The sequence below is a fragment of the [Clostridium] citroniae WAL-17108 genome, assembly GCF_000233455.1.
In the GTDB taxonomy this organism is placed as follows: Bacteria; Bacillota; Clostridia; order Lachnospirales; family Lachnospiraceae; genus Enterocloster; species Enterocloster citroniae.
In genome coordinates, this window is sequence record NZ_JH376424.1 from 238,462 (window position 1) to 263,224 (window position 24,763).

Consider the following 24,763-nt stretch of genomic DNA (forward strand, 5'->3'; position numbering starts at 1 on the left):
TCCTTATCTGTTTTTCTTGTCATGCCTTACAGAAAGCAAACACCTTCCAAGGCTCCACATAATTCAGCAGGACATGCTCATATTCCGGCAGGTGGCCGATGACATTTTTACGTCCGTCATTGGGCATATCTTTTAATACAATGTGCAGTTCCCCCTTATATTTCAGGTAGCCGTCATTGAGGATGACCACATCACCCCGCTTTAAATCCCGTGTGTTGGCAGCCGGGATGGACTCATCCGCAAAGGTTACCCTGGGCCAGGTAGAGCGTATCATATATTCGCTCATATCACCGCGGACCACGTGCTTTGGCTCGTAGTCCAGGATCTTCTGCTCTGTCCGGGTCAGTTCCTTTTCTAAAACCAGCCCGAATGTGAGGATGCTGGGATTCACGGCCGCGCATGCCTCAAGCTCCTCAGCCGAGGCGTATGCATTGGCAATAAGGACATCATCCACCATTCCTGTGGCAAACAGGTGGCGGGCCTGGAAGCCGATGGGCAGGCCGCGGTGCATCTCCAGCGTACAGAGCCCTTCATTGACCGGCCAGGGACCATAGGTGCCTTCATTGTTGCTGGAAATAAAGGCGGCAACCGGAAGATACATGGATTTCATCTTTTCATTGCATTTGTTAAAATGTTCCAGACTCAGTCCGGAATATTGCTGGGGATAGAAATTGTGGCATGTGACCAGTTTGGACCGGTCAGGGTGGTGGTCCATGATGTTTTCCACGTAAACCAGCTGGGTGCTGGCATTCAGTTCAATCTTCAGCCCCTGGGGATTATAGGTCATCAGGCTTTCCTTCATGCCGTCAAAACCCTCGTCCAGACGGATCCCATCCACATGCATGTCCTGGAAGACAGACAGATCCTCATAGGAGATCCCCATTTTGGAAAATACCGCAGGGCTTACGTCAGGGATGATCTCCATGCCGCACTCATGGGCCGTATCCGCCAGAAGACGGAATTCACTGACTACCTGTTCCCTGCTCTTATCTCCCACGCTTAACAGGCAGGTGAAGATCCTCTTGTACCCAAGACTCCCTGCCTTTCTTATATACGCCTGGTCGCGTTCCGCTGTGGAATGCTCCGGATAAACGGAGATACCTAATCTTGCCATAAATATATACCCCTCTTTCATTAAGTTGGCTGTCCTGCAGCCGGATCCAATATGCTGTTATCAATATAACCCATCCATATGGAAAAAAGGGGTAAAGATATTTCCTAGCAGTTAGGAAATCACAAAATCGTGCGCGTGGATCATAAAATCGTACGCATCAGTCCCTGCAGAAAACCGGCCGCCTGATCTTCGTCCGGTCCCTCCACCAGTAACTCCAGGCACTCTCCCTGACGGGCGCCCAGACTCATCAGCGCAAGTACATTCTTGCAGTCGGCACTCTTTCGTTCCCCTTTCAGGGTTATGCTGCTCTCATAGTCGGAGGCAGCCCTGCACAGGCTCATGGCATTGGTTGCATGAAGTCCCTGTTTGTCTGAAACAACGTATTTATAGCTTATCATATCATCATCATCCTTTGTTTATTCCTCCCCCCATTTTAACATAGTTAAGAATTCTTGACAACCGGGTGTGTAGATGGTTAAAATACTATCATTGGAATTTAGATGATGGAAGGAAACTAATAGAATGAAACTTCAAAGATTGCTGAGCCTGACCAGGCAGGCGCTGGACCAATATGGACTGATTCAGGATGGGGACCGGATCGCCGTGGGCGTGTCCGGTGGAAAGGACAGCCTGACTCTGTTGTATGCACTTCACCATTTGCAGAGGTTTTACCCAAAGAAATATGAACTGCAGGCCATTACCGTGGATTTGGGACTGGGAAACATGAATCTGGAGCCGGTCAGGGAATTATGCCGGGAGTTTGGGATCCCCTATACTGTGATACCCACGGAGATTGGAAAAGTACTGTTTGAGATACGCAAAGAGTCCAATCCCTGCTCTCTCTGCGCCAAGATGCGCAAAGGTGCGTTTAATGAAAAGGCCAAGGAGCTGGGCTGCAATAAGATCGCATACGCACACCACAGGGATGATGTGATCGAGACAATGCTGATGTCATTGTTTTATGAGGGCCGTTTCCACTCCTTTTCCCCTTATACATATCTGGACCGGATGGATCTGACCGTGATCAGGCCGCTTTTGTTTGTGACGGAAGCGGATGTGATCGGGTTCCGGAATAAGTACCAGCTTCCCGTGTGCAAGAATCCCTGCCCCATGGACGGATATACCAAAAGGCAGTATGTTAAGGAGCTGATTCAGGACCTGCAGCAGGACAATCCCCATCTGAAGGATTGCCTGTTCCATGCCATTTTGGACGGGAATATAAAAGGATGGCCCCAGGCGTTGAAATAATGCCTGAGGCCGGTTTTATGATGGGCTCACTGTGGAAGTTATCAGACTCCCGGGCCTGCTTCTCCCGGACCTGTTGTACCGGGATCAGAAGGTGCAGAGTCCGGACCGCCGGTTCCCGGACCCGGCGTATCGGGCGCTTCTGTGGTGGGGGCGGAGGTTGGCTTTTCAGCCGGTTTTGTATGCTCCCCGGCTCCCGGGCCTTTGTCGGATTCCTTTGTCTCTTCATTGTCTCTGTCCGGCTCCTGGTGCGGCTTAGTGATCCCCGGACCGATCTCCTGGGTTTCCTCTGTTTCTTCTTCCGTGGGTTCTGTCTCCTCCTGCGTTGTCTCCTCCACACTCTCCTGGGTACTTTCCTCAGGAGCTGTTGTCTCCGGTGCAGGCGTCTGAGCCGGTGCTGTCTGAGCCGGTGTCTGTCCGCCGGAGGAACCGCCTGAACTGCCGCCGGAAGGTGCAGCCTTACCCTCTTCATAGAGGCCTGTCTCCTCGGAGATATGTGCGCTGATCTTCTTTACTGCTGAGGATGGGCTATAGCTTGTCTCCTCTCCGTACAGGAACTTATGGAGCAGGACAACATTGCTCTCCAGGGTAGTGGGGATGACGCAGTCCATTTTCCCTACACGTTTGGTCTGCCTGGAGAAGGGGAAGCCTGCTGTTTCGCCAATATGGTATTTGTTGATATCCTTTACCAGGGGAAGTACGTCATCCGGCCCCACGCTGGTGGAAATCTGCGGGATCAGATAGGTGGCAAGGGAGGTAAGGGTGGATACATCAGCCTGCTTTGCCTTTTCAAGGGCCAGCATCACAACTTTTCTCTGGCGTTCGGTTCTCTGGAAATCCGTGTCCATCAGGCGGAGGCGGCTGTAAGCAACTGCCTGTACCCCGTCCAGATGATTGGGGCCGGGCGCTGAGAGCTGGACAGAACCGATTCCGGTGGAATTGACCGTTTCCGTGATAAAGCCGTTGATGTGTTTGAACTCCGCATCGGTGATATCGATATCCACGCCGCCCAGTATATTGATGGCCTCAGCCACGGACTTCCAGTTAAAGGTGGCATAGTCATCGATCTTAAGATCCAGATTTTCTTCCAAGGCAGCGACCGCCTGCTTCTGTCCCCCCTTAAAATATGCCTCATTGATCTTATGATAAGTGCCCTCTGAATTGATCTTGAGATAGGTATCCCTGTACACACTGACCAGCTTGATCTCTCCGGTGGAGCGGTTGATGCTGCAGATCATCTGCACGTCCGCCAGGGCGTTTTTTGTATTGCCGTCCCTGCTGTCCACGCCAAATACAGCCACATTCCAAATCCCTGTGGGTCTGTGGAGGAAAAGCCATGCTCCATAGCCAATGACTGCTGCAAGCAGTATGAGCAGGATTCCCTTCCAGCTTTTCTTTTTACGTCTTTTTGCCATCTGTCCCTGACCTGGACGCCTGGAGGCGTCTCTGTTCCTTCCGCTGCTGTCTGCATAAAAGTCATCCTCATCCTGGTAACGGGTCCGCTGTCCGGATTTGGAGGATTGAGATGTTTTCCGTGATTGTTTTTGTGTCTTGGAGGAAGGGCTGCCGGAAGGCCTTCTTCCCGTGTGCGCGGAATGGGCTTTGGAAGCGGCACCGGCCTGTCCTCCCGCCCTGGTATTTCCTGTCCTGTTGTTCCCGTTCCTGCTGTTTCCGATTCTGCCCTCAGATGCATCATAAAACTCATCATCCAAGTAACCGTACTCATCATTTTCATATCCCCCGCGGCTGTTGGTAACGTCAAAATCCACCTGCCGCCGGTTCCGCCCTCCATATTCCTCCTCGCCAAACTCCTCATCAAAATAATATTCATCATCATAATTGTCCCGTAAGCCGGCTCCTGCAGCGGACCGATCAGGGGAAGCCGGACGGGCTGAGGATAAGCCGGATCTCCCGACAGATGGGTTAGACCTGCCCGCGGAGGGGTTCGGTCTTCCGGTGGAGCGCCTTGGTCCTCTGGTGCTTCTGGCCCGCATGCGTTCCAATTCATCATCATTATCATTGTAATTCATGGTAAAACACCTCATTTATCATTTAATTTAAAATGCTGTAACATGGTATTATCTATTCTATAATGCGCCGGTAGCTCTGCCATTCTCCCGTGGTGATGCCAACCTCCACATTATTGATGTTTCCGCTTGTCTCCTGGATGCACAGCATCTGACCGTCCGCTGCCCAGCCAAGGAATATGACCACATGGGCCTGGGGGCCGGTGCGTATGCAGATATCCCCGGGAACCAGCTGTTCCTTTGTGACGGCTGTTCCGCTGGAAATCAAGGTGCCGGTGCTCTCCGCGCCCAGACCGCGTCCTGATACGGACCAGTATAGCCAGTTGATCCAGCCCGAACAGTCCAGGCCCTTAAGGAATCGCCCGTCCTCGTCCGGCGTGACAATGGAACCGAAATTGTTCCCTGTATATCCGGGAGAAGATGGTTTCCCGCCCCAGTAATAGGGGACTTTTCCAACCGAGGTAAGCGCATATTTTACAAAATCCCGTTTCATCTGGCTGGTGTTCTCAGGAACCATGCTCATATATAGATCGATCTCCCCAGAGGTCAGGGGATTTCGCAGGAAAAGATCCGTGGTATTCAGGCCATATTCCTCATACCAGTCCTGAGCGATCAATGTCCTGACCCCTTCCATAGCGGACTCATCCCACCCTTTCCATGAGGATGAGACTTCAGCGGATGAAGCAGATGCATAAGAATCCGCCGGAAACAGTCCATTTGACTCAGACGCACCTGTCACCACTATGGTGATGGAAAGGTCTATATGTCCGGGACAGGAGGATTCAGAGGCCAGGGAAGGTTCCGATTCCGTAGCTGTAGAGACAGCTGTTTCACCGGGGCCCACCCGTTTTTCACCGCTGACGGAAGCTGCGGCAGGGGGTGTCTGTCCGTCAGCAGGGGCTTCCGTCTGCCCGGTTATGGCTGCAGCCTCTTTCAGGCAGCTGCCGTCACAGTAGTAGATGTCACCCATCTGCAGTGAATATTGATGGGAATTGTTCCACATGTTTGCCGCGTATTCCTCCAGCTGGTCCATACTGCTTAAAACACCGTGATAATAAAGCGTATTTGCCATGGAAATGATATCGCGGGCATTGGATGTACGGCTGGTTGCCTGTCCGTCTCCATCCAGAAAACTCATGCTGATATTTTTAAATTGCGGTATGACTCCTGATGCGGCAGTGACAGCCTGGACCGGCAGACCCATCTGGGCAGACAGCCGCTCCGGCGTATAGCTGTACAGGTCATAAAGTCCCGAGGACCACCTGGCGTCCATGCTTGAAAGCATGCTGTATAGGCGGCCTGCATAACTGTAGGTGGCATCGGCGGCATCCTCAGTCCCTTCATACAGATAAGCCAGGTTTAGGATATAGGGACTCATAATCTCTGCATTGGCAGGGGTGGCCTCAGAATAAGAAGCATAAGGCGGAAAAGCAAAAGAAGGCTCTCCCTTAAGCGTCTCCTGGACCGCACTGTCTTTCATTTCCCCGTCAGGGGCAGCTGAAACCTGGTCTGAAGGCCTCTGTGAATGCTGCCCTGCCCTGTATGATATGTAACAGCCTGTACTTAAGACCAGGATCAGGACGGTTCCTTTCAGTATGTGATGTTTATAAGTTTGATACAGCTTGCGGGCTGTCTGGATCAGATCATGGTTCTTATCATGGTTCATCTTAGTTTATCCTATGGGTATCGTCTTATGGGGTTATCCTACTCTCAGCGGATAAGGGAACAAGTGTCCCTGCACATAAAGAGTAATCCCGGCAGTGTCAGTAATACTGCGCTTATATCGCTCCCCATTATAACACAATGCCTGGGGAAAAAACAGAACAAATCTCTTAAGTAATCATTAATAATGGGACCTCACCCAAAATATGGTTGACGCATAAAATAGAGTGAGATATAATATTTTCATTCTATTTAAGGAGGAATAGAATCCAATAGCAAAGCTAAGCGCCATGCACCTTTTACCGGGAACGTGAACAGCAGAACAGCTGCTGCCGGTGAGAAGGTTAACGAGGAGGAGAGATAATCGAAACATTCGGCGGATACTCTCCCATGCGGTCCGGGCGTGTGATATACCGTTAAATATGCGGGTAACTGCAAAACAGAAGCGGTATAACCGGACAGGGATCAATGGAAAAATCAAATAAAAACCCCCACAACTGGCATTGTTAAAAATCTGGCATACAGTGACAGCTTATTTTTTATGGCCATTTTTAGAGCATCCATGTGGTGGAAAAAAGAGAGGTAAAAATTATGTGCGGGATTATTGGATATACAGGCCCTCTTGAGGCCAAGGATCTGCTTTTAAATGGACTGTCGGGGCTGGAGTACCGAGGTTACGACAGCGCCGGAATTGCCTATTTTAATACGGCCTCACAGGTAAAGGTCATCAAAAAGGTAGGAAAGGTGGCTGCTCTCAGGGAGTGTGTTAAAAAGACGGGGGATATATCCCACTGCGGAATCGGCCATACACGATGGGCAACCCATGGAGGTGTCACTGATGAAAACGCCCATCCCCACCGCGCCGGGCAGGTGACCCTGATCCACAACGGTATCATTGAAAATTATCATCAGCTGACAGAAGAATATGGAATCCGGGACAGACTGGTGTCCCAGACCGACAGTGAGGTGGCTGCCTGGGTACTTGATGCAGTGTACGAGGAATGCAGCCATGATCCCCTGATCGCCATTGGGACGTTCGTAAAAAAGCTGGAGGGCTCCTACGGCTTTTGTATCCTTTTTGACGACCGGCCCGGGGAAATATATGCGGTGCGCAGCGTCAGCCCGCTGGTGGCCTCCTACACGCAGTCAGGGGCAATGGTGGCCTCGGATCTCACTGCCCTTATCTCTTTTACAAAGGAGTATTTTGTGGTTCCCGAACATCATATCCTGCGCCTGACCCCTTACAAGATCCGGGTATATGATATGGACTGTTCCAGGATACAGCCTGAAATGCTGGAAGTGAACTGGAATATGGATGCTGCCATGAAAAATGGATTTCCCCATTTTATGCTGAAGGAGATCCATGAACAGCCGGAAGCGTTAAAGAATACCATCCTTCCCCGTCTGGCGGGAGGACTTCCTGATTTTACGTCAGATGGGATCCCGGATGAATTATTTACAGACTGCGGACAGATCCGCATCATTGCCTGCGGAACGGCCATGCATGCAGGTATGGTGGCAAAAGCGCTGATGGAACCGCTGCTCAGGATTCCTGTTACCGTGTCCATTGCCTCAGAATTTCGATATGAGGATCCCCTTATAGATAAAAGCACACTGGTGATCGTAATCTCCCAATCCGGTGAGACCATCGATACCCTGGCAGCCATGAGACTGGCAAAGTCCCTGGGCTCCCGCACGCTGTCCATTGTCAATGTAAAGGGATCAACCATTGCCAGGGAAAGCGACCATGTGCTTTACACCCATGCCGGCCCTGAGATCGCTGTGGCCAGCACCAAGGCCTATTCCGTCCAGCTGGCTGCATTATATATGCTCTGCTGCCGCATGGCCCTTTCAAGAGAACGATGCAGTGAGGCGGATGCAAAGGAATTTATGGAGGATCTGCTGGCGGTGATCCCGGCCATGGAATCCATGATCGGCCAGTCCTCCCATATTAAGTCCTTTGTACGCCATCTGATCCGTGAGAGGGATACCTTCTTTATCGGCAGAGGGCTGGACTATGCGTTTTCCCTGGAAGGCGCCCTCAAGCTGAAGGAAATATCATACATTCACGCAGAGGCATACGCTGCCGGGGAGCTAAAGCACGGAACCATTGCACTGATCTATGACAATGTCCCGGTTATTGCCATTGCCACCCAGGATCACGTATTTGCCAAAACCATCTCGAATATCAGGGAAGTTAAGGCAAGAGGAGCCTATGTCATCCTCCTGGCCAAGGAGCAGGCAGCCATAGAGGATGGGGTGTCGGATGTGGAACTTAGGATACCTGACCTTGAGGACCGGTTCACCGTGTTCCCCATAGCCGTTGCCCTTCAGCTCATTGCCTACTATGCATCCATTGGCAAGAACCTGGATGTGGATCAGCCCCGCAATTTGGCAAAATCAGTGACAGTGGAATAAAAAGCTGAAAACAAAACCGCCGAAAACAAAGCCGCCGCCCGCCAAAATCAACTGGCGGGCGGCGGTTTTAATTACGGGCTTTACTGCTGTTTTTTGTACTGCTGTTTTACCTTTGCGAAATTCATGATCACGTCCACCGCACCTTCCGGCCCGGTGACGCTGCTGTTAAGGCACAGGTCATAGCTGCGCGGGTCGCTCCACTTCTTATTGGAGTAATAATTATAGTAGCTGGAACGCTGCTTATCTGTTTTGATCATAATATCCTTTGCCTTGGATTCATCCACCTTATAAAGCTCCTGAAGACGTTTCAGCTTATCCTTGTCATCTCCTGTGATGAACACGCTGACTACATTGGGGTAATCCTCCAGTGCATAATCCGCGCACCGCCCAACAATTACGCAGGAGGCTTCCTCTGCCAGCTTCTTGATGGTATCAAACTGCGCAAGGAATATCTTATGGTTAATAGGCATGTCGGAATATCCGGAAGCCGTGTATCCCATGGAATAAGAATCCATTACCAGGGAGTACAGGAAACTGCTGGTGGGTCTTTCATCGTGCTTTTCAAACAGTTCTTCGCAAAGTCCGCTGTGCTTTGCTGCCATGGATAACAGTTCCTTGTCGTAACACTTAATCCCCATCTTCTCGGCCAGCATCTCGCCGATTAATTTGCCTCCGCTTCCACACTGTCTGCCAATTGTGATAATAAGATTATTTGTCATTCTACATTCCCCTTTCTGCTCTCTATGTCATGTTATGAATGTATCATATTTTATCTATTAAGTATTATAACTCAAAAATTCAGAAAAGTATATAGAAATGTACAAAAAGATATAAAATAACCCAAAGGATTTCGACAAAAGTGACAACTTGTCTTATACTGTCTCTTATAAATATGCTTTTATCGCAAAGTACGGAGCAGTTTATCAAAGTATTCTGGCAGGGGGGCTGTGAATTCCATGTACTCCCCTGTGCGTGGATGCACGATTCCCAGGATTCCGGCGTGAAGGGTCTGCCCGGTCAATCCGGGGACCGGGCATTTGGCCGGGCCGTAAACATGGTCCCCCAGCAGTGGATGGTGAAGGCTGGCCATATGCACTCGGATCTGGTGGGTCCGCCCTGTCTCCAGGCGGCATTCCACATAGGTAAACTGGCTAAAACGCTGTAATACCCGATAGTGGGTAATGGCGCCGCGTCCATTGCTGTAGTTGATGCACATTTTCTTGCGCTCGGTCTGGTGGCGCCCAATGGGGGCAACCACGGTCCCCTCCTCCTCTTTTATGACACCATGGACAATGGCCTGATACCGTCTGGTGATGGAATGTTCCTTGAGCTGGGCGGCAATGGAATTGTGCGCCATATCGTTCTTACAGGCAATGAGCACGCCTGTGGTATCCATATCGATCCTGTGGACGATTCCCGGTCTCATAACCCCGTTTATACCCGAAAGCTGGTCTTTGCAGTGGTACATGAGGCCGTTGACCAGGGTATGGCTGTAATGGCCGGCAGCCGGATGGACCACCATGCCTTTGGGCTTGTTGATCAGAATGATGTCCTGGTCTTCATAAAGGATATCCAGGTCCATGGCCTCGGCCTCAATCTCCGGCTCCACGGCCGCGGGGACCTCCAGCTCGATATGGTCATCCTCAGACACCACATAGCTGGCCTTTACGCCTTTTTTGTTAACCAGAACCTGCCCTGATTTAAGCAGCTTCTGGATATAGGAACGGCTTAATTCGGGGCAGGATTCAGACAGATATTTATCGATCCTCATATCGGATTCCATGTCCGTTGGATAAAATTCCTGTTTCAAGTGGCTTACTCCTTTTCGGCATTGCCGTGTTTTTTGATGGCAAAACAAGCCATGTCCTCGTCCTTGTAATAGAACATGATAAGGATCACAAGGCAGGCCGCCGCAATGGTAACATAACAATCCGCCACATTAAATATAGGGAAATTGATCAGCTTAAAATACAGGAAATCCACCACGTAACCCTGGCTGATCCGGTCGATCATATTGCCTACCGCACCGGCGCTGACCATCATCAGACACACGGACATGGGACGGTATTTCCTGTCAGTGGGCATTTTCACCATCAAATATGCCACTGCGCCAAGTACCAACAGTGCGATCAGGAAAAAGAAAAGCTGTTTTTCCTGCATCATGCCAAAGGCCGCTCCCCTGTTTTCCGAGTAATAAAATTCAAAAACCCCATCCCAGACCACAAAGGGCGTATGCCCCTTTAAATGTGCGACCACCAGTCCTTTAGTCCATTGGTCCAGTCCCACCAGAATCACAAATCCGATCATAAAACTGATCAGAATGGACTTTTTCTGTTTTGTCATTCTTTATGTCCTCCTATGCAGTCAAATCCTTCTTTCATCTCGTCACTGCTCACGGTCCTGTCCACATAAGCATTCCCCATGGACCGGAGAAGAATGAACTTGACCACGCCGGCGTCCATCTTTTTATCACTTTTTGCAGCTGTGTGGACCTCATCCCAGGTGAGCCCGTCCACGGTTACGGGAAGTCCGTAAGCATCAAAGACAGACCTCAGATCCCTAAACTCCTCCTCTGTAATCATTCCCCTTTTATAGGAAATATATCCGGCTGCAATACATCCAAGGCCCACACAGTGGCCGTGAAGCATGGTAAAATCCTTTAACTTCTCAACCGCGTGGCCCAGGGTGTGGCCAAAGTTTAAAAGCGCCCGCTCTCCCTGCTCAGTGGGATCCATTTCCACCACCTGCTTTTTGATGCGGTTGCTCTCAAAGACCATTTTCTGGCACAGCGTCAAATCCCGGGCCCCGATTCCCTCCCGGTTGTCCTTAAGCCACTGGTAATACTCCTTATCCTTGATCAAACCATGTTTGATCACTTCCCCCATGCCTGAGGAAAACTGCTCATTGGACAGCGTCAGCAGGGTACTGAGGTTGGTGTACACAAAACGTGGCATATGGAATGCTCCCACCATGTTTTTGTAGGCGTCAAAATCCACACCGGTCTTACCTCCGATGCTGGAATCCACCTGGGATAAAAGAGTTGTGGGAATTTGGAAAAATCCCACGCCTCTCAGGTAAGTGGCTGCAGCAAAACCGCACAGATCCCCAACCACACCGCCTCCCAGTGCGGCAAGCATATCCCTGCGGTCAAAATGTTCCAGGATCAGGTGCTCATACAGTCTCTTGACTGTATCCAGGTTTTTATTTTCCTCACCGGCGGAAAACACATACACGGAGACCTTTTTGCAGCACTCTGAAAGGATGGCTGTCACCTCCTCCAGGTACAGCTTTGCCACATTGGAATCCGTCACAATACATATCTTATGGTCTTTCAGGGAAAGACCCATTGCCTCATCCTTTAGTCGTGAAAAGGATGTGTCCATCACAATGTCATAAATAGGCTGTCCATCCCTGCACACGTTCATTCTGTCTGCCATACCAGTTTCCTCCTTTATGTACTTATAACAACAAATCGGCAGACGCTCGTGGTCTGCCGCATTCACTTCCATATCGTCTTTCTCATCCAAATGCATTATAAACGGATATTGAGTCCTGACACATCCATTCCCATAGCGCCGCCTGCGGCCAGGATGTCCTGGAAATCACCGGATAGTTCAACGGAATCAGGAGTTGCAATAAAGATATAGTTGGATATCTTCTGAAGATTACCGTTCATGGAATAGGTTGCCCCTGATGTAAAATCAATGATCCTCTGAGCTACCTCTGTATGTATACCCTCCATATTAAGTACCACTGCCTTGCCTGCCAGGAGATAATCACAGATGTCCCTGGAGTCCTCCATAGAGGTTGGCTTTATCATGGTTACTTCCATGCTGCGCCGCATGGGCACTACTTTGGGATTCGATCTTCCTAAAAATCTTGGCTTGTCCTGTTCTTCCTCATCTTCATATTCCGTACTTTTCTTTGTAAACAGCCCCTTGCGGGGAGCTTCCTCTTCAAAGTCATCGTCCAGGTAGTAATCATCATCTTCCTCTTCAGGACTTAATCTCATGGTATCCATTAACTTACCTAACAGACTCATCTTACACTCTCCAATCTCTATATGAAGTGTCCCCTTAAGCGTGTCCAGACACTGGTTCCAGCAATCAGCTCACTGGCGGAAACACCTTATCGTATACCGAAAATACCGGTACCGACCCTAACCATGGTTGCGCCTTCCTCAACAGCAACCTCATAATCCCCAGTCATTCCCATTGAGAGCACACCCATAGTAACATTATCAATGTTTTTCCTACCTATGTCAACAGCAAATTCAAATAATTTTTTAAAAATTCCACGATTTTCTTCTGGATTGTCTACAAATGGCGCAATTGTCATAAGTCCTTTTATGTGCACGTGGGGAAAATCCTTTATGGCCATGACGGCATCCTCAACTTCCTCCAGCATGAACCCGTATTTGCTCTCCTCCCTGGCCACATTGACCTCCAGAAGAATGTCCACATCCACCTCTTTTTTTGCTGCTTCCGCTTCAATCTGCCGGGCCAGGCGCAGGGAGTCCACGGAATGGATCATCACCGCGTTGCCGATCACCTGGCTGACCTTGTTGCGCTGAAGATGGCCGATCATATGCCAGCGGATGTCCTGGGGCAGTTCCGGCTTCTTGGCCAGGATCTCCTGGACCTTATTCTCTCCAAAGTCCCTGGTTCCTGCAGCATATGCCTCCTCCAGCATGGGAACCGGTTTTGTCTTGCTCACGGCGATCAGAGTGACTTCCTCCGGTCTCCTGCCCGCCCTGATACATGCTGCATTGATGGTTTCCCTTACCTGATCCAGATTTTCTTTTATCATTTACTCGTTCCTCCTTGCCGGCCTTAGCCTTCTTATTGATACAGAAGCTGTCCCTCTTCCACCATGGAAGCATCCAGCACAATATGGTCATAAACGGACAACCCATAGGTCATATTCCGCCTTATGGTATAAAATTCATTGTTGGAATCCAGTATATCAATTTGTTTGAAAATTGTATAGCCCTTATTTATGTTGTAAACACCTTTTAGGGAAGCCGTGCGCCCGATCTGATACCGTTCAGAGGACGATGGCTTGACAACGTAATCCCCGGCCTTGAATCCTTCCTCCTCATTCATATCCACATAGAAGAATTCATCATCTGAATAATAGATGGTGGTCGGCACAAACACAACAGAGGATCCGTTTTCCGTGTACACTTCCTTATTAAATCCGCTTTCTGAAGAATCGCCTCCCTGGGTCATATAATCTATGGGGATCAGGTAAAAGCTTTTTTCAGTCACAGCGCTGGCCGGTATCTTAAGGCCGTCCGTCTGTTCTGTCTTGATCTCAAAATCAATAAACCGGTCTGATATAAACTGTTCCATATATTTGGTGAAGTCCAGTTTGCCATAGGAGGCCCCGTCCTTACCGGTAAAGGTGGAATAGGAAGCCGGTGTGCTCATGGAGTAATCCCTGAAGATAACCCGCAAAGTGGTCTTATCCGAATATAGGGAAGCGTCCTCCTCTGTGAGGGGGAAAACAATGGACCAGTTCTCAGAGGTGATGATCTTATAGGCAGGGGAGCCGCTGTCAATAAGCTTTCCTGACTTATTAAGGGTCTTTACATAGGTATCCCTGTTAAAACTGGCCGCTTCGATATCAGCGGTGGTCACTGTCTCATAATTGTCAAAGCCATAAGACACAACCCCGGACACATCGGTCCGGACCTGTTCAAAGACTGCGCCGGACTCCTGAGCCAGCTTGTCCAGCTGATCCAGGGCGCTGAAACTGGAATATTCCATGACGGAAGCTTCCAGAGAATATCTTGCATCGTAAATGGAAGAAAAGTCCTGATCCCTGAAAGACAGTACAAAGGAAGTCAGCTGCTTTTTCAGGTCGGAAAGACTGTCATCAGACAGGGAATTGCCGGCCTCCGCATTGTCCTTTAGCAGCTCTTCCAGACTTCCGGTTTCATCCAGGGAATAGATCCTGCTGCCCACCGATGCCCGCTTGCCTTCCCTGAGATAATAATTAATGTAGCCTGAACGGTCCGCATTCCTTACCTGCTCCTCCCTGAGAATCAGCCCTGTGTACATCCGGTTGCTGACAATGCCTCCGTCAACTACTTCATAAAACTGGATTTTTTCTCTTTTCAGATATGTATATACACTGAACACCAGGTAGAGGAATATAATCGCAAAAATGATCATGCCCACATTGATATTCAGAGGCCGCTTGTAGCGGACAACCTTCTTGTTCTTCTTAGCCATGGAACAAGGCCACTCCTTTTCTGAATCAAAGAATAAAAAATAACAAACAACTGCCCGCCATACCAGGCATGTATGTCCCGGCACGGCAGGCAGCCCTATCACTCCTGTCACCTATCTTATCACAAAAAATGTATCATTACAATGAAATAATCACATCACCTTTGGCGCATTCCGGAAGCTCTTCTGCATCCAGGGAAATACTCAGTACGAAAGTTACATGATACTTTTCACCGATATTTTTCAATGTCATATATGTATCGGATATGTCAGCCCCCTCCAGGCATGACAGCTTTAAAAAGCTATCCAGGTACATGGTTTCCAAATCGTGATCTTGGGAAATGATACCGCAGATAAAACCTAAAAATCCTTCATTGTTTGTAATTGGGAATTCATTGACATTAATGAGACGAATCTTATTATTTAACTCATACATATGCTGGGCACTTTTATCCAGATATACGACAGTGCCGTTGGCCCCCTTGATTGCTGCATTGGCCATATCTAACAGATGTTTGGTCTTGCCTTTACCCTTTTTTCCTGCAATAATCTGAACCATACGAATCTCCTCCTTGAGTTATATATGTTGTATAAAAAATCAATTAAGATTACTCTAATTATAGTATAACTTCATAGAAAGCGCAATCACTATTTGACGATTTTAGAAATTATATTTGCCATATTGTCATAAAGATGCGGACGGCTGTCCGCCTTCAATACAACCGATATATACTCCTTGTCAGAGTCATCCCGTGAAGCCATAATCAGGCAATACCCTGCCGCCTTGGTGGTGCCTGTTTTTCCCCCAAATACTTTGAGGCCGTCAGGCGTCTCCCTCTCGCCTGTCATGAACCAGTTTCCGCCCTTCCAGGTTTTTGTTACAGGCTCGCTGTTCTTATTGTGGTAATTGGCCGTATAGGCCGTAGTACCCACGATCTGGCGAAATGCAGGATACTTCAGCGCCTCGTTGAAAATAAGATACAGATCGTATGCGGTCGTGTAATGATCCGGGTCATTCAGCCCGTGTGGATTGACAAAATGGGTGCCTGTGGCGCCAAGGCGCAGAGCCTCCTCATTCATCATGTCCGCAAAGGCATCGATACTTCCCGCAATATGGACTGCTATGGCTGCCCCCGCGTCATTTCCGGAGGGAAGCATAAGCCCATAGAGCAGCTGTTCCAATGTCAGGGTATCGCCCGGCTCTATACCGCACAGGGTGGCGCCGGATTCTGTGATCACGGCATCCTCCGTCACATGGACGCGGGAATTCAGGTCACCTTCCTTGATTGCCACCAATGCTGTCATCACCTTGGTAACGCTGGCCGGATACAGCTTTTCAAATGCCTCTTTGCTGTACAGGACTTCCCTGTCGCTGATATCGAACAGAGCCGCTGCCTCGGATGTGGCAAAATCAGCATCAAACCCGCTCTCGTCCGTAACCACGCACAGGTCGGATGCAAACGCATCCGCAAAACGCGCGGGCGCCGCTCCCTCATCCAGGGCCGGAATACGCTCCTCCAGAACATAGGCATCTTCATATCCGGCAGAACATCCGCTTACACAGACAGATACACCTAAAAAAAGCGTACACAAAAGGGCAGATGCCCGTCTTCTGCCTTTTAATCTGCCCCAAACCGTCATTACCTGGCAACCTCCCGCCATTCCATGTCACCTCTGTCCAGAGCCTTGATCAAAAGCTCCGCGGATGCCAGGTTGGTGGCCAGGGGAATATTATAGATATCACACAGACGTACCACATTGTTTACATCCGGCTCATGAGGTTTTGGATTGTTGGGATCCCTTAAAAAGATGACCAGATCCATCTCGTTGTGCTCAATCTGGGCAGCCATCTGCTGCATACCGCCTAAATGGCCGGCAAGATACTTGTGGATATTCAGATTGGCAACCTCCTCGATCAGTCTTCCCGTGGTGCCTGTGGCGTACAGGGTGTTCTTGCTGAGAATCCCCCTGTAGGCGATGCAGAAATTCTGCATCAGTTTCTTTTTTGCGTCATGTGCAATCAAACCAATTGTCATATTATATAACCCTCCTTGGATTAGAAATGTCTTGTCTCTCTTTGAAGTCCTACGTTCAGCACCAGCCCCATACCGATGAAGATACTGATCAGGGAACTGCTTCCAAAACTGATAAAAGGAAGCGGAAGCCCCGTGTTAGGGAAGATACCAGTGGCAACCGCAATGTTGGCAAATGCCTGGAACGCGATCAGCGTTGCCATGCCCACACACAGAAGCCTGCCGGATAGATCCCTTGCCCGGCCAGCCAACATAAGACATTCATATACTATCAGTAAAAACAGTACGATCACTATCACACAGCCTATGAATCCCAACTCCTCACCTATTACGGCGAAAATGAAATCCGTCTGCTCTTCTGACAGGAAATTACCATTTTTTACAGAAGCAATCGTAGTATTAAACAGCCCCTTGCCTTTTAACTGACCGGAGCCGATGGCAATAATGGAATTGTTCTGCTGGTAGCGGGCCTCACCATACTGATCCGGATAGAACCATGCCAGGATACGGCCTGCCTGATATTCCTTAATAAAAGGGATCATTCCATGGAGCAGCAGGTAAATGAACGTAGCAACCATGGGAATGGTTACAGCAAGGGTTCCCATGATCCACTTATAACTGATGCCGCTGGCAAATACAATTCCCAGTATCATCACCATGATCACAAGACAGGTAGACAGATTCGGCTGCTGAAATATGAGTGCTGCCGGAGCTGCGAACAGGACGGCAGCAATCACAACAGTACTGACCTGATTGATCTTTTCCTGATATTTCATGAAATACCAGGAAAAAGTCACAATCAGGCCAATCTTTACAAATTCCGATGGTTGTAACTGGCCGAGTACCGGCACTTCAATCCAGCGTTTTGCATTGTTGACTACTTTGCCCCATATCAGCACAGCCACCAGACTGGCGATACATACGCCGTAAATAGCTATGCTGAAATTTAATATCTTATGGTAATCAATGAGTGACAACCCTATAGCCACTGCGAGTCCCACCAGGACCCCCATCAGCTGCTTGTTGACTGCGTCTGCGTCCAGATTAGTGGCACTTCTTATGACAAGTATGCCGATGACGTTAAGCGCAATCATGTAAAATATCAGCCGAAAGTTAAAATGTCTAAAATCATAATCCAAAAACATCTAATATAGCCCCTTATTCGATATGGAACGAATCGGTATGTTGGCATGAAGCACAGGCAGGGTCCGGCCGCTGCCGGAAAGAGGACTGTCTGTTTCCATCTGTATCTGGACGTTGTCCTTTTCTATCTCCATATATTTTGAAATGACGTGAATCACATCATTTTTTATCATCAGTATCATCTCCGGTGAGCAGCCTGCCTTGTCGGATACCAGCAAAAGCTTAAGCCGCATCTTAGCTGTCTCTCCGGAACGCCGGGTGTGAAACCTTAAGAACCATCTCACCTTGACACCATCCCTTCTAAGCACGCCTTAATATACTGCGCAGTCTGGCAAATATAGTCTCAGCCTGTCCGGGATTGGTCATAGGAACACTCTCTCCCAACAGCCTTCGGCAGATGTCCAGGTAAGCCTGTCCGGCCGAGGAGCCCATACCCACTAACGGTTCTCCCTGGTTGGTCGATACAACGATATTCTCGTCATCAGGAACTGCTCCGATAATGTTTACTGCCAGAATGTCCGTCACATCGCTAAGGGACATCATGTCCCCCCTCCGGACCATGTCAGACCGTATCCGGTTGACGATCAGATCCACTTCATCCAGCTCCGCATGTTCCAGAAGACCAATGATACGGTCTGCATCGCGGATCGCGGATACCTCGGGGGTGGTTACCACCAGGGCGCGGTCCGCGCCGGCGATGGCGTTGTAAAATCCCTGTTCGATACCGGCCGGACAATCAAGCAGTATGTAATCAAACTCTTCCCTCAGGTCGTCCACCAGCTTAATCATCTGCTCCGGGTTCACAGCAGTCTTATCCCTTGTCTGCGCAGATGGCAGCAAGTAAAGGTTTGGATATCTTTTGTCTCTTATCAGGGCCTGCTTCATACGGCAGTTGCCTTCCACCACGTCTACAAGATTGTAGACAATGCGGTTCTCCAGTCCCATGACCACATCCAGGTTGCGCAGGCCGATATCAGTATCGATCAGCACTACACGTTTACCCAGTATAGCCAGTCCTGTTCCCACATTGGCAGAAGTAGTCGTTTTGCCTACCCCGCCTTTTCCAGAAGTAATCACAATGACCTCACTCATAATGAAATCCTCCTGAAAATTACTTTACCTTCCTATTGTACATTAAATTTCGTAAATTTACCAGTATTTTTTTGGCATTAAGCAAAATTTAACATATTGTTTAGGAATGTTTTTTTGAGCGGGCGAACCTGGATCTCTCCATTCTCCACAAAAGCAAGCATCGGTCCTCTTCCTAAACGCTTGTTCCGCTCATTGAAACGGCTGCTGATATCGCTGATGCGTATCTGCAGCGGCGCCATCTCAAAGGCCATGATCACGGCGTCCAGATTGCCCGCCACTCCGGCTGTCACGGTACCCCTTAGATCACCCAGGATAATGACATTGCCTTTGGCAGTCACCCGTGCCCCATGGTCCACATCGCCAATGATGATGATGCTGGCTTCTGATTCCAGGCAGTCTCCCCTTCGCAGTGTTCCGCGGTAAAACTGCCCGGTCTGGGAGCTCAGCTCCATCAGCTTATCATTCAGTGCTTTCTCACAACGTTCAATCCGCTCCGCATCCGTGTCCAGAAGACAGAGCACCTCGATCTGTGAGTTTCTCGTAATCGTATCAACAATCTCGAATTCCTCCGCCGCAGTAAGGATACGCCCTTCCAATGTAAGGGTCATCTGGACTGAACCCCAGAACCTGGCGCTTTCGCTGAATTTCTTCCCGATGGCTTCCACTAACTCGCCAAAGGGAAGGTCCGGGTCCAGGATCACGGTCATGCCCGCCTTACTGCTTTTGATTACTACCGCATTGTGCATACAATCACCTCTTTTGCTGGTTTAGTCACCAATATTTACATTTGATACACCTAAGGCTCCGGAATCAAGGATCTGATCCAGGGTCGTATATCTATAATAATACTCATACACCTTTTTGCCAAGGGTTGCCGCGTTGGTTCCTGCATAACCGTAAGGAATATTTACTGTAACAGCAATCTCGGGATGGCTGTAAGGTGCAAAGGATACAAAGAAGGCATGGTTGGATCTGGTCCTGTCCTCCTGGGCAGTACCTGTTTTGCCTGCAACCTCCACCGGGAGGTCTGAGAAAATGCTCTTGGCAGAGCTGTCCGTGATCACCCGGCGCATACCGGTCTGGACCGCGTTCCATGTGGAGTCCGAAGCCTCAATGTGGGAACTTGCAGTGGGCGCGTAATCCGTGATCAGGTTGCCGTTGGAGTCCGTGAGCTTATCCAGAAGGCTCAGTTCAAATACGGTCCCTCTGTTGGCAATGGCCGCCACATAGCGGGACAGCTGCACGTTGGTGTAGGAATGGGTGCCCTGTCCCATGGCGGAACGCTCAGGGTCCTCCGTGGAGATCTGAGGTTCATTTTCCGGGATCTCCACTCCCGAGGTGTGGTCCAGTCCAAACATGGCCGCATATTTGTGCAGGGTATCCAGTCCCTGCTCCGGTGAATAGGTGCCGTCAGGTTTGATACAGAGCCTGTGGGCCAGTTCCGCAAAGAAATAGTTACAGGAGTTCTGTATGCCCTCCTCTATGTTCTCGCCGCCATGCCGTCCCGGATAAATCCAGCACTTGATGGGATTGGAAACCTGGTCGTAAATACCGGTACACTCAACGGTATCCTGAAGTCCGATCACACCTTCCTCCAGGGCAGCCACCGCAGTGATGGGCTTAAATGTGGAACCCGGGGCCTTCTGGGCCTGGGTGGCATTGTTGTACAATGGTTTGGACATATCATCCTGGAGCTGGGCAAAGTACACAGCATCCACGCTGCCCGACATCAGGTTATTATCATAACTGGGATAAGTTACAAGGGCTTTTACCTCCCCTGTCCGCACATCCGTGACCACGACCCCGGCCGTACAGGGGTCCAAGGCCAGCTGGGCCGGCGTCAGGTCCAGGTTAGAGATCTTTTCCCGGATAAACTGGAACGCATAGGTGCTGTCTCCTGTCCTGAGGGCCGCTATCTCCTGGGGATTGTTCTCCAGCACGCCCTGTGAAAAGAGGGCCAGGCACAGCTGGTTGCCGGTGATCACCTCGTCATTTACAAGATAGCGGAACATACGCTTGGTAAACTTGTTGTCAGTTTTCAGGGACTCGATCACATAATCCACCAGCTGGCCAAAGATATCGTCCGCATCGGAATACTTGCTGGATACATCCAGCCGTGTGGTATCCACCCAGCTGCCGGCAATTCCGCTGTAGATATAATCCCTTAAGCTGATGCTCCCCTCTTTCCATGCCTGATACTCCGGCGAGGACTGGTCGATCCTGTCCTTTTGGATGATACCGATGGAGGAATCCGACAAAAATGTATAGATATAGTTCATGTAAGTGGACATATCCTTTGGCAGGTCGTTCATGGCCATGGCGTGTGCACTCATAAGCTCGTTGCGGATATTGGTCAGGATCTGGTCCCTGGATGTCACATAGGTGCTGTATATTTCTTTTTCAATGTCCGAGGCATCCTCCCTGGCCATATCCGGAAGGGACAGGACATTGTTGTTGATCAGCTGATAATACGCATCCTTTACAGGTATCTTTTTCTTGGAGGAGTCCGCTGTGGTCAGCGGGTCCACGTCCTCATTCCTCAGCCAGTAGGTGATGATACCGGCCAGCTGCTGTTCGATCAGCTTGTAGGTGGCGATCTGAAGGTCCCTGTCAATGGTGAGATAGACATCATCCCCAGCCTTGGCATCTGTTTTTTCAATGATCTCACGGGGGCGTCCCATATTATCCACATACATCCTGGAGTATCCCTTTTCACCCTGAAGCTCCAGCTCCATGGATTTTTCAATCCCCGTACGCCCCACAATATCGTTCAGATCATATTTCTTAGAGTCCTGGGGAAGCCCGGCGGCCTCATCGGTGTGGCGCCACTGTTCGTTGAGTTCGTCCAGCTGGTCTTCCTGGACCTTGCCTGTATAGCCAATGATGGGGGCAAAGAACAGACTGTCGTTGTATTTGCGGACAGAGGACTGTTCCACGGAAACACCCTTTAAGTCGGCAATGTTTTCATTGATCTCGGTCATGGTTTCATTGCTGATGCCCACAGCCACCGTGGTGGTCTCGTATTTCTGGTATTCGGTCAGTTTCATGGTGTAAATGATGTTGACCATGTCAAGGGCGATCTTATCCGGAAGGATCAGGGCATTTCCCTTATCATCCTTCATCTTGTCCAGTTCATAGCTGTGCTTTTTTGTCTCAAATGCCTCCCTGGCCGTGATATTCCTGGGATATTTCCCCTTGGGGTCGTCCAGCTCCGCGCTGGATGAACGGCCGTAAAAGTTCAGGAGGAACCTGGTCTTGGCAGACTCGGAGGTGGAAGTAAAGATCATCTCTCCGTTCTGGTCCATGGCCACCTCAAACTTGCCCTCCACGGTTTCTCCCCGCCGTTCCAGTATGGTTACAAGACGGTACAGCATCTTATTGCGGTCAGCAGGCCTGGAGTAATCTCCCGTGTCCTGGATGACTACGGAATATGCCAGTTCATTGTAAGCCAGCTCATATCCGTTGCAGTCATAAATCTTACCCCGGGTGCCTGGGGTATCCACACTTCTCTCCGTCTTCTGCATATATTTTTCCTGGTAGTCGCTTCCGTCCAGTATCTGCATCCGGAACAGTTTCCCCACCAGGCCCGCAAACATTACGGTAAATATGACAGAAAGGGCAAAAAGCCTGGAACTGAACAGCTTTTTAAAAAATTCCTGTACGATCTCCAAAAGTTCTTCAAACAAGATTCTTGTCTCTCCTTTTTCCTATATCTTCCACGCGTCTGCTGGCAGATAAGAACAGCCGGTAAATCAAAAGGGTGGTCACCGCCGTGAAAATGATCTCGGGCAGCATGATATTCCTGAAATAATAGGGAAGGTTCAGCCTTCCCCGTATCAGGAAACGGAATACATAAACGTACATGCTGTACCACAGCCCGTTCACAATACTTAAGATCAGGGGCAGGGTAATGTAGTCCTCATAGTAATATTTGGTGAAAATACCGTTCACATATCCGATATAAATATAGATCAGGGTATAGAACCCAAAGGGGCCGCTGTAAAAAAGGTCTAACAGCAGTCCTGATAAAATGCCGTAAAGCATCCCCGCATTCTTTCCATGGATAAACCCAAAGGAGAATGTGAGGATCAAAAGCAGATTAGGCGTTGCGGACAAAAACGGAAGTAAAGGGAATACGCAGTTCTGCACCGTAAATGCCAGCACAATAAACAATATATTGATAAGAACCTGTTTTACCTTTGCATGAATCACTGGGCAGCCGCCTCTCCTGTATCTTTGATATCCGTGATGATCAATACCTCCTGCAGATTGTCAAAATCCGCAATGGGAATCAGATAGCCTGACTGGGTCAGGTGGTCCGGGTCAATGGTTACATCTGTTGCATATCCAATAAGGATTCCGGGCAGGAACTTGGAACTGATATTGGAGGTGATAATCTGGTCCCCGTCCCGCAGCTGGGCATCCTTTGAAAAATCGGTGAGCTTCAGCTTCCCCTCCTCGTACAGGGTCAGATCCCCTGCCACGATACAGGTATAGGAGGAATCCAGCTTCATGGCTCCCACGCGGCTGGAATCATCAATAATGGAACGGACCGTGGCATAATTAGCCCCCACATCCGTGACGATCCCCACCAGTCCTCCGTCAGCCACCACGTTCATATCCACAGCCACTCCATCCTTGGAGCCTTTGTTGATGCGGAAAACCTGGAACCATTTTTCTGAATCCCTGGCAATGACCCTGGCTCCGATTTTCTCATACTGCATATATTCCTGGTCCAGCTCATACAGCTGCCGTAAGCGGTCCAGTTCAAACTGCTCAGCCTGAAGACGGTTGTTGTCCTCTGTGAGCTGGGCCACCTGACTTTTTAATTCTTCGTTTTCCGCCAGTGCATCCTTCAGCGAACCGTAATCCCTTATTTCGTTATAGATTCCGGTGCCCACTGCATTGACCCCGGACTGGATGGGAATAAGGAAATATCCCACTCCTGTCCGCAGCGGTTCCATGATACCGTCTTTCAGGGAGGTGATGCAGATCATCAGCACGCACAGTACCGTGAGTCCCGTAAGTATATATTTGCTGTGTTTAGATTCCATGGATTAACTTCCTCTTACAATATTTTCTGTTCGCGGAAACTGAGGTAACACCTGTCTCCGATGACGATATGGTCGATAAGGGTAATACCGATCAGGGCTCCTGCTTCCTTTACACGCCCGGTGAGCATCCGGTCTGCTCTGCTTGGCGCCGGGTCTCCGCTGGGATGATTGTGCACCAGCACCATGGACACCGCGCAGCAGCGGAGCGCTTCTATGAGGATCTCACGGGGAGTGGTGACCGATGCGTTCACGGTTCCCCTGGAAATAAGATGGTCTTTGATCAGAACCTGTTTGGTGTTCAGGAACATGACCCTTATTTCCTCCTGCTCCAGGTGGCGCATATCTTCCATATAATAATCGGAAATCTCCTGGGGGTTCCCAAAGGAAATGGGATTGACCCGGGCTCTTCTCTTCCAGATCCGTCTGGAAAGCTCGCCGATACATAAAAGCTGTACCCCCTTCACTTTCCCCACGCCTTTGATCTTCATAAAATCATTCAGGGAATGATGCAAAAGCCCCAGCAATCCGTCACCGGGACTGCCAAGGGCCAGAAGCTTTTCTGACAGGGCCAGGGAAGACTGGTCCCTGCTGCCTGTGCGTATGATAACTGCCAGAAGCTCTGCATCTGTCAGGCCCTCCGGGCCATGGCAAAGACATTTTTCATAGGGACGGTCCATACTGGGCAGATCCTTCATTCTTATTCTTTCCATCTCTCTCCTAACTACGCACCTCTCCAAGT

24 protein-coding genes are annotated in these 24,763 nt (G+C 49.6%); 2 read left to right on the forward strand and 22 right to left on the reverse strand.

The features are described 5' to 3' along the window. Positions 1-19 precede the first annotated feature (19 nt). Both HMPREF9469_RS18275 and HMPREF9469_RS18280 read right to left on the reverse strand, forming a co-directional pair. On the reverse strand, positions 20-1,114 hold the full coding sequence (locus HMPREF9469_RS18275; protein ID WP_040416836.1) for a DUF871 domain-containing protein: 1,095 nt from the start codon (positions 1,112-1,114) through the stop codon (positions 20-22). A 140-nt stretch (positions 1,115-1,254) separates the two neighbouring features. Further along, positions 1,255-1,512 carry an HPr family phosphocarrier protein gene (locus HMPREF9469_RS18280; protein ID WP_007864823.1) on the reverse strand — a complete coding sequence of 86 codons (258 nt, stop codon included), beginning with the start codon at positions 1,510-1,512 and terminating at the stop codon, positions 1,255-1,257. A 124-nt stretch (positions 1,513-1,636) separates the two neighbouring features. On the opposite strand from HMPREF9469_RS18280, the gene HMPREF9469_RS18285 reads away from it, so the two are divergent. Next, entirely contained in the window at positions 1,637-2,362 is a 726-nt protein-coding gene (locus HMPREF9469_RS18285; RefSeq protein WP_007864824.1) for a tRNA lysidine(34) synthetase, read from the forward strand. Positions 2,363-2,403: 41 nt separating this feature from the next. Here the strand turns inward: HMPREF9469_RS18285 and HMPREF9469_RS18290 are convergent, their stop codons facing one another. Together HMPREF9469_RS18290 and HMPREF9469_RS18295 are read right to left on the reverse strand one after the other, a co-directional pair. Then, positions 2,404-4,389 carry an LCP family protein gene (locus tag HMPREF9469_RS18290; RefSeq protein ID WP_007864826.1) on the reverse strand — a complete coding sequence of 662 codons (1,986 nt, stop codon included), beginning with the start codon at positions 4,387-4,389 and terminating at the stop codon, positions 2,404-2,406. A gap of 52 nt (positions 4,390-4,441) precedes the next feature. Then, a complete protein-coding gene (locus HMPREF9469_RS18295) occupies positions 4,442-6,052 on the reverse strand; it encodes an NlpC/P60 family protein (protein WP_007864828.1) in 1,611 nt (536 codons plus the stop codon). A gap of 587 nt (positions 6,053-6,639) precedes the next feature. On the opposite strand from HMPREF9469_RS18295, the gene glmS reads away from it, so the two are divergent. Further along, positions 6,640-8,466 carry a glutamine--fructose-6-phosphate transaminase (isomerizing) gene (glmS, locus tag HMPREF9469_RS18300; RefSeq protein ID WP_007864830.1) on the forward strand — a complete coding sequence of 609 codons (1,827 nt, stop codon included), beginning with the start codon at positions 6,640-6,642 and terminating at the stop codon, positions 8,464-8,466. An 80-nt stretch (positions 8,467-8,546) separates the two neighbouring features. Here glmS and HMPREF9469_RS18305 read toward each other — a convergent pair whose 3' ends face one another. The 18 genes from HMPREF9469_RS18305 to radC form a co-directional block, all read right to left on the reverse strand. Further along, positions 8,547-9,185, reverse strand: coding sequence for a cytidylate kinase-like family protein (locus HMPREF9469_RS18305; RefSeq protein ID WP_007864832.1), 639 nt, complete (start codon positions 9,183-9,185; stop codon positions 8,547-8,549). A 179-nt stretch (positions 9,186-9,364) separates the two neighbouring features. Then, complete coding sequence (locus tag HMPREF9469_RS18310; protein ID WP_007864834.1) at positions 9,365-10,276, reverse strand: RluA family pseudouridine synthase; 912 nt, start codon at positions 10,274-10,276, stop codon at positions 9,365-9,367. A gap of 5 nt (positions 10,277-10,281) precedes the next feature. Next, positions 10,282-10,809: a signal peptidase II gene (gene lspA, locus HMPREF9469_RS18315; RefSeq protein WP_007864837.1), complete on the reverse strand. Its 528-nt coding sequence runs from the start codon at positions 10,807-10,809 to the stop codon at positions 10,282-10,284. Beyond that, positions 10,806-11,903: a 3-dehydroquinate synthase gene (gene aroB / locus HMPREF9469_RS18320; protein WP_040416772.1), complete on the reverse strand. Its 1,098-nt coding sequence runs from the start codon at positions 11,901-11,903 to the stop codon at positions 10,806-10,808. Before aroB ends, lspA begins: the two co-directional genes overlap by 4 nt. 95 nt (positions 11,904-11,998) lie before the next feature. Continuing rightward, positions 11,999-12,508: a cell division protein SepF gene (locus HMPREF9469_RS18325; RefSeq protein ID WP_007864841.1), complete on the reverse strand. Its 510-nt coding sequence runs from the start codon at positions 12,506-12,508 to the stop codon at positions 11,999-12,001. An 86-nt stretch (positions 12,509-12,594) separates the two neighbouring features. Then, positions 12,595-13,275 carry a YggS family pyridoxal phosphate-dependent enzyme gene (locus tag HMPREF9469_RS18330; protein WP_007864844.1) on the reverse strand — a complete coding sequence of 227 codons (681 nt, stop codon included), beginning with the start codon at positions 13,273-13,275 and terminating at the stop codon, positions 12,595-12,597. Between the two features lie 32 nt (positions 13,276-13,307). Further along, the gene (locus HMPREF9469_RS18335) at positions 13,308-14,705 is read right to left on the reverse strand and encodes a biotin/lipoyl attachment domain-containing protein (protein ID WP_007864846.1); all 1,398 of its coding nucleotides are present in this window, start codon (positions 14,703-14,705) and stop codon (positions 13,308-13,310) included. A 136-nt stretch (positions 14,706-14,841) separates the two neighbouring features. Continuing rightward, positions 14,842-15,261, reverse strand: a complete 420-nt coding sequence (locus tag HMPREF9469_RS18340) for a hypothetical protein (protein WP_007864849.1) — start codon at positions 15,259-15,261, stop codon at positions 14,842-14,844. A gap of 89 nt (positions 15,262-15,350) precedes the next feature. Then, entirely contained in the window at positions 15,351-16,343 is a 993-nt protein-coding gene (locus HMPREF9469_RS18345; protein ID WP_007864852.1) for a D-alanyl-D-alanine carboxypeptidase family protein, read from the reverse strand. Continuing rightward, positions 16,343-16,738 carry a methylglyoxal synthase gene (gene mgsA / locus HMPREF9469_RS18350; RefSeq protein WP_007864855.1) on the reverse strand — a complete coding sequence of 132 codons (396 nt, stop codon included), beginning with the start codon at positions 16,736-16,738 and terminating at the stop codon, positions 16,343-16,345. Before mgsA ends, HMPREF9469_RS18345 begins: the two co-directional genes overlap by 1 nt. 20 nt (positions 16,739-16,758) lie before the next feature. Continuing rightward, positions 16,759-17,880, reverse strand: a complete 1,122-nt coding sequence (locus HMPREF9469_RS18355; protein WP_007864869.1) for an FtsW/RodA/SpoVE family cell cycle protein — start codon at positions 17,878-17,880, stop codon at positions 16,759-16,761. Then, positions 17,881-18,162 (reverse strand): cell division topological specificity factor MinE, encoded by a 282-nt coding sequence (gene minE / locus HMPREF9469_RS18360; protein ID WP_007864872.1) that lies wholly within the window; start codon positions 18,160-18,162, stop codon positions 17,881-17,883. It lies immediately after the preceding gene. Between the two features lie 16 nt (positions 18,163-18,178). Continuing rightward, positions 18,179-18,970 carry a septum site-determining protein MinD gene (gene minD / locus HMPREF9469_RS18365; RefSeq protein WP_007864875.1) on the reverse strand — a complete coding sequence of 264 codons (792 nt, stop codon included), beginning with the start codon at positions 18,968-18,970 and terminating at the stop codon, positions 18,179-18,181. 77 nt (positions 18,971-19,047) lie between these two features. Next, on the reverse strand, positions 19,048-19,716 hold the full coding sequence (locus HMPREF9469_RS18370) for a septum site-determining protein MinC (protein ID WP_007864878.1): 669 nt from the start codon (positions 19,714-19,716) through the stop codon (positions 19,048-19,050). Between the two features lie 21 nt (positions 19,717-19,737). Continuing rightward, positions 19,738-22,656, reverse strand: coding sequence for a penicillin-binding transpeptidase domain-containing protein (locus HMPREF9469_RS18375; protein ID WP_007864879.1), 2,919 nt, complete (start codon positions 22,654-22,656; stop codon positions 19,738-19,740). Further along, positions 22,649-23,182 carry a rod shape-determining protein MreD gene (gene mreD, locus HMPREF9469_RS18380; RefSeq protein WP_007864882.1) on the reverse strand — a complete coding sequence of 178 codons (534 nt, stop codon included), beginning with the start codon at positions 23,180-23,182 and terminating at the stop codon, positions 22,649-22,651. The genes HMPREF9469_RS18375 and mreD overlap by 8 nt, the downstream gene beginning before the upstream one ends. Then, positions 23,179-24,024, reverse strand: coding sequence for a rod shape-determining protein MreC (gene mreC / locus HMPREF9469_RS18385; protein ID WP_007864883.1), 846 nt, complete (start codon positions 24,022-24,024; stop codon positions 23,179-23,181). Before mreC ends, mreD begins: the two co-directional genes overlap by 4 nt. A 14-nt stretch (positions 24,025-24,038) precedes the next feature. After that, positions 24,039-24,734, reverse strand: coding sequence for a RadC family protein (gene radC, locus HMPREF9469_RS18390; protein ID WP_040416777.1), 696 nt, complete (start codon positions 24,732-24,734; stop codon positions 24,039-24,041). Positions 24,735-24,763 lie beyond the last annotated feature (29 nt).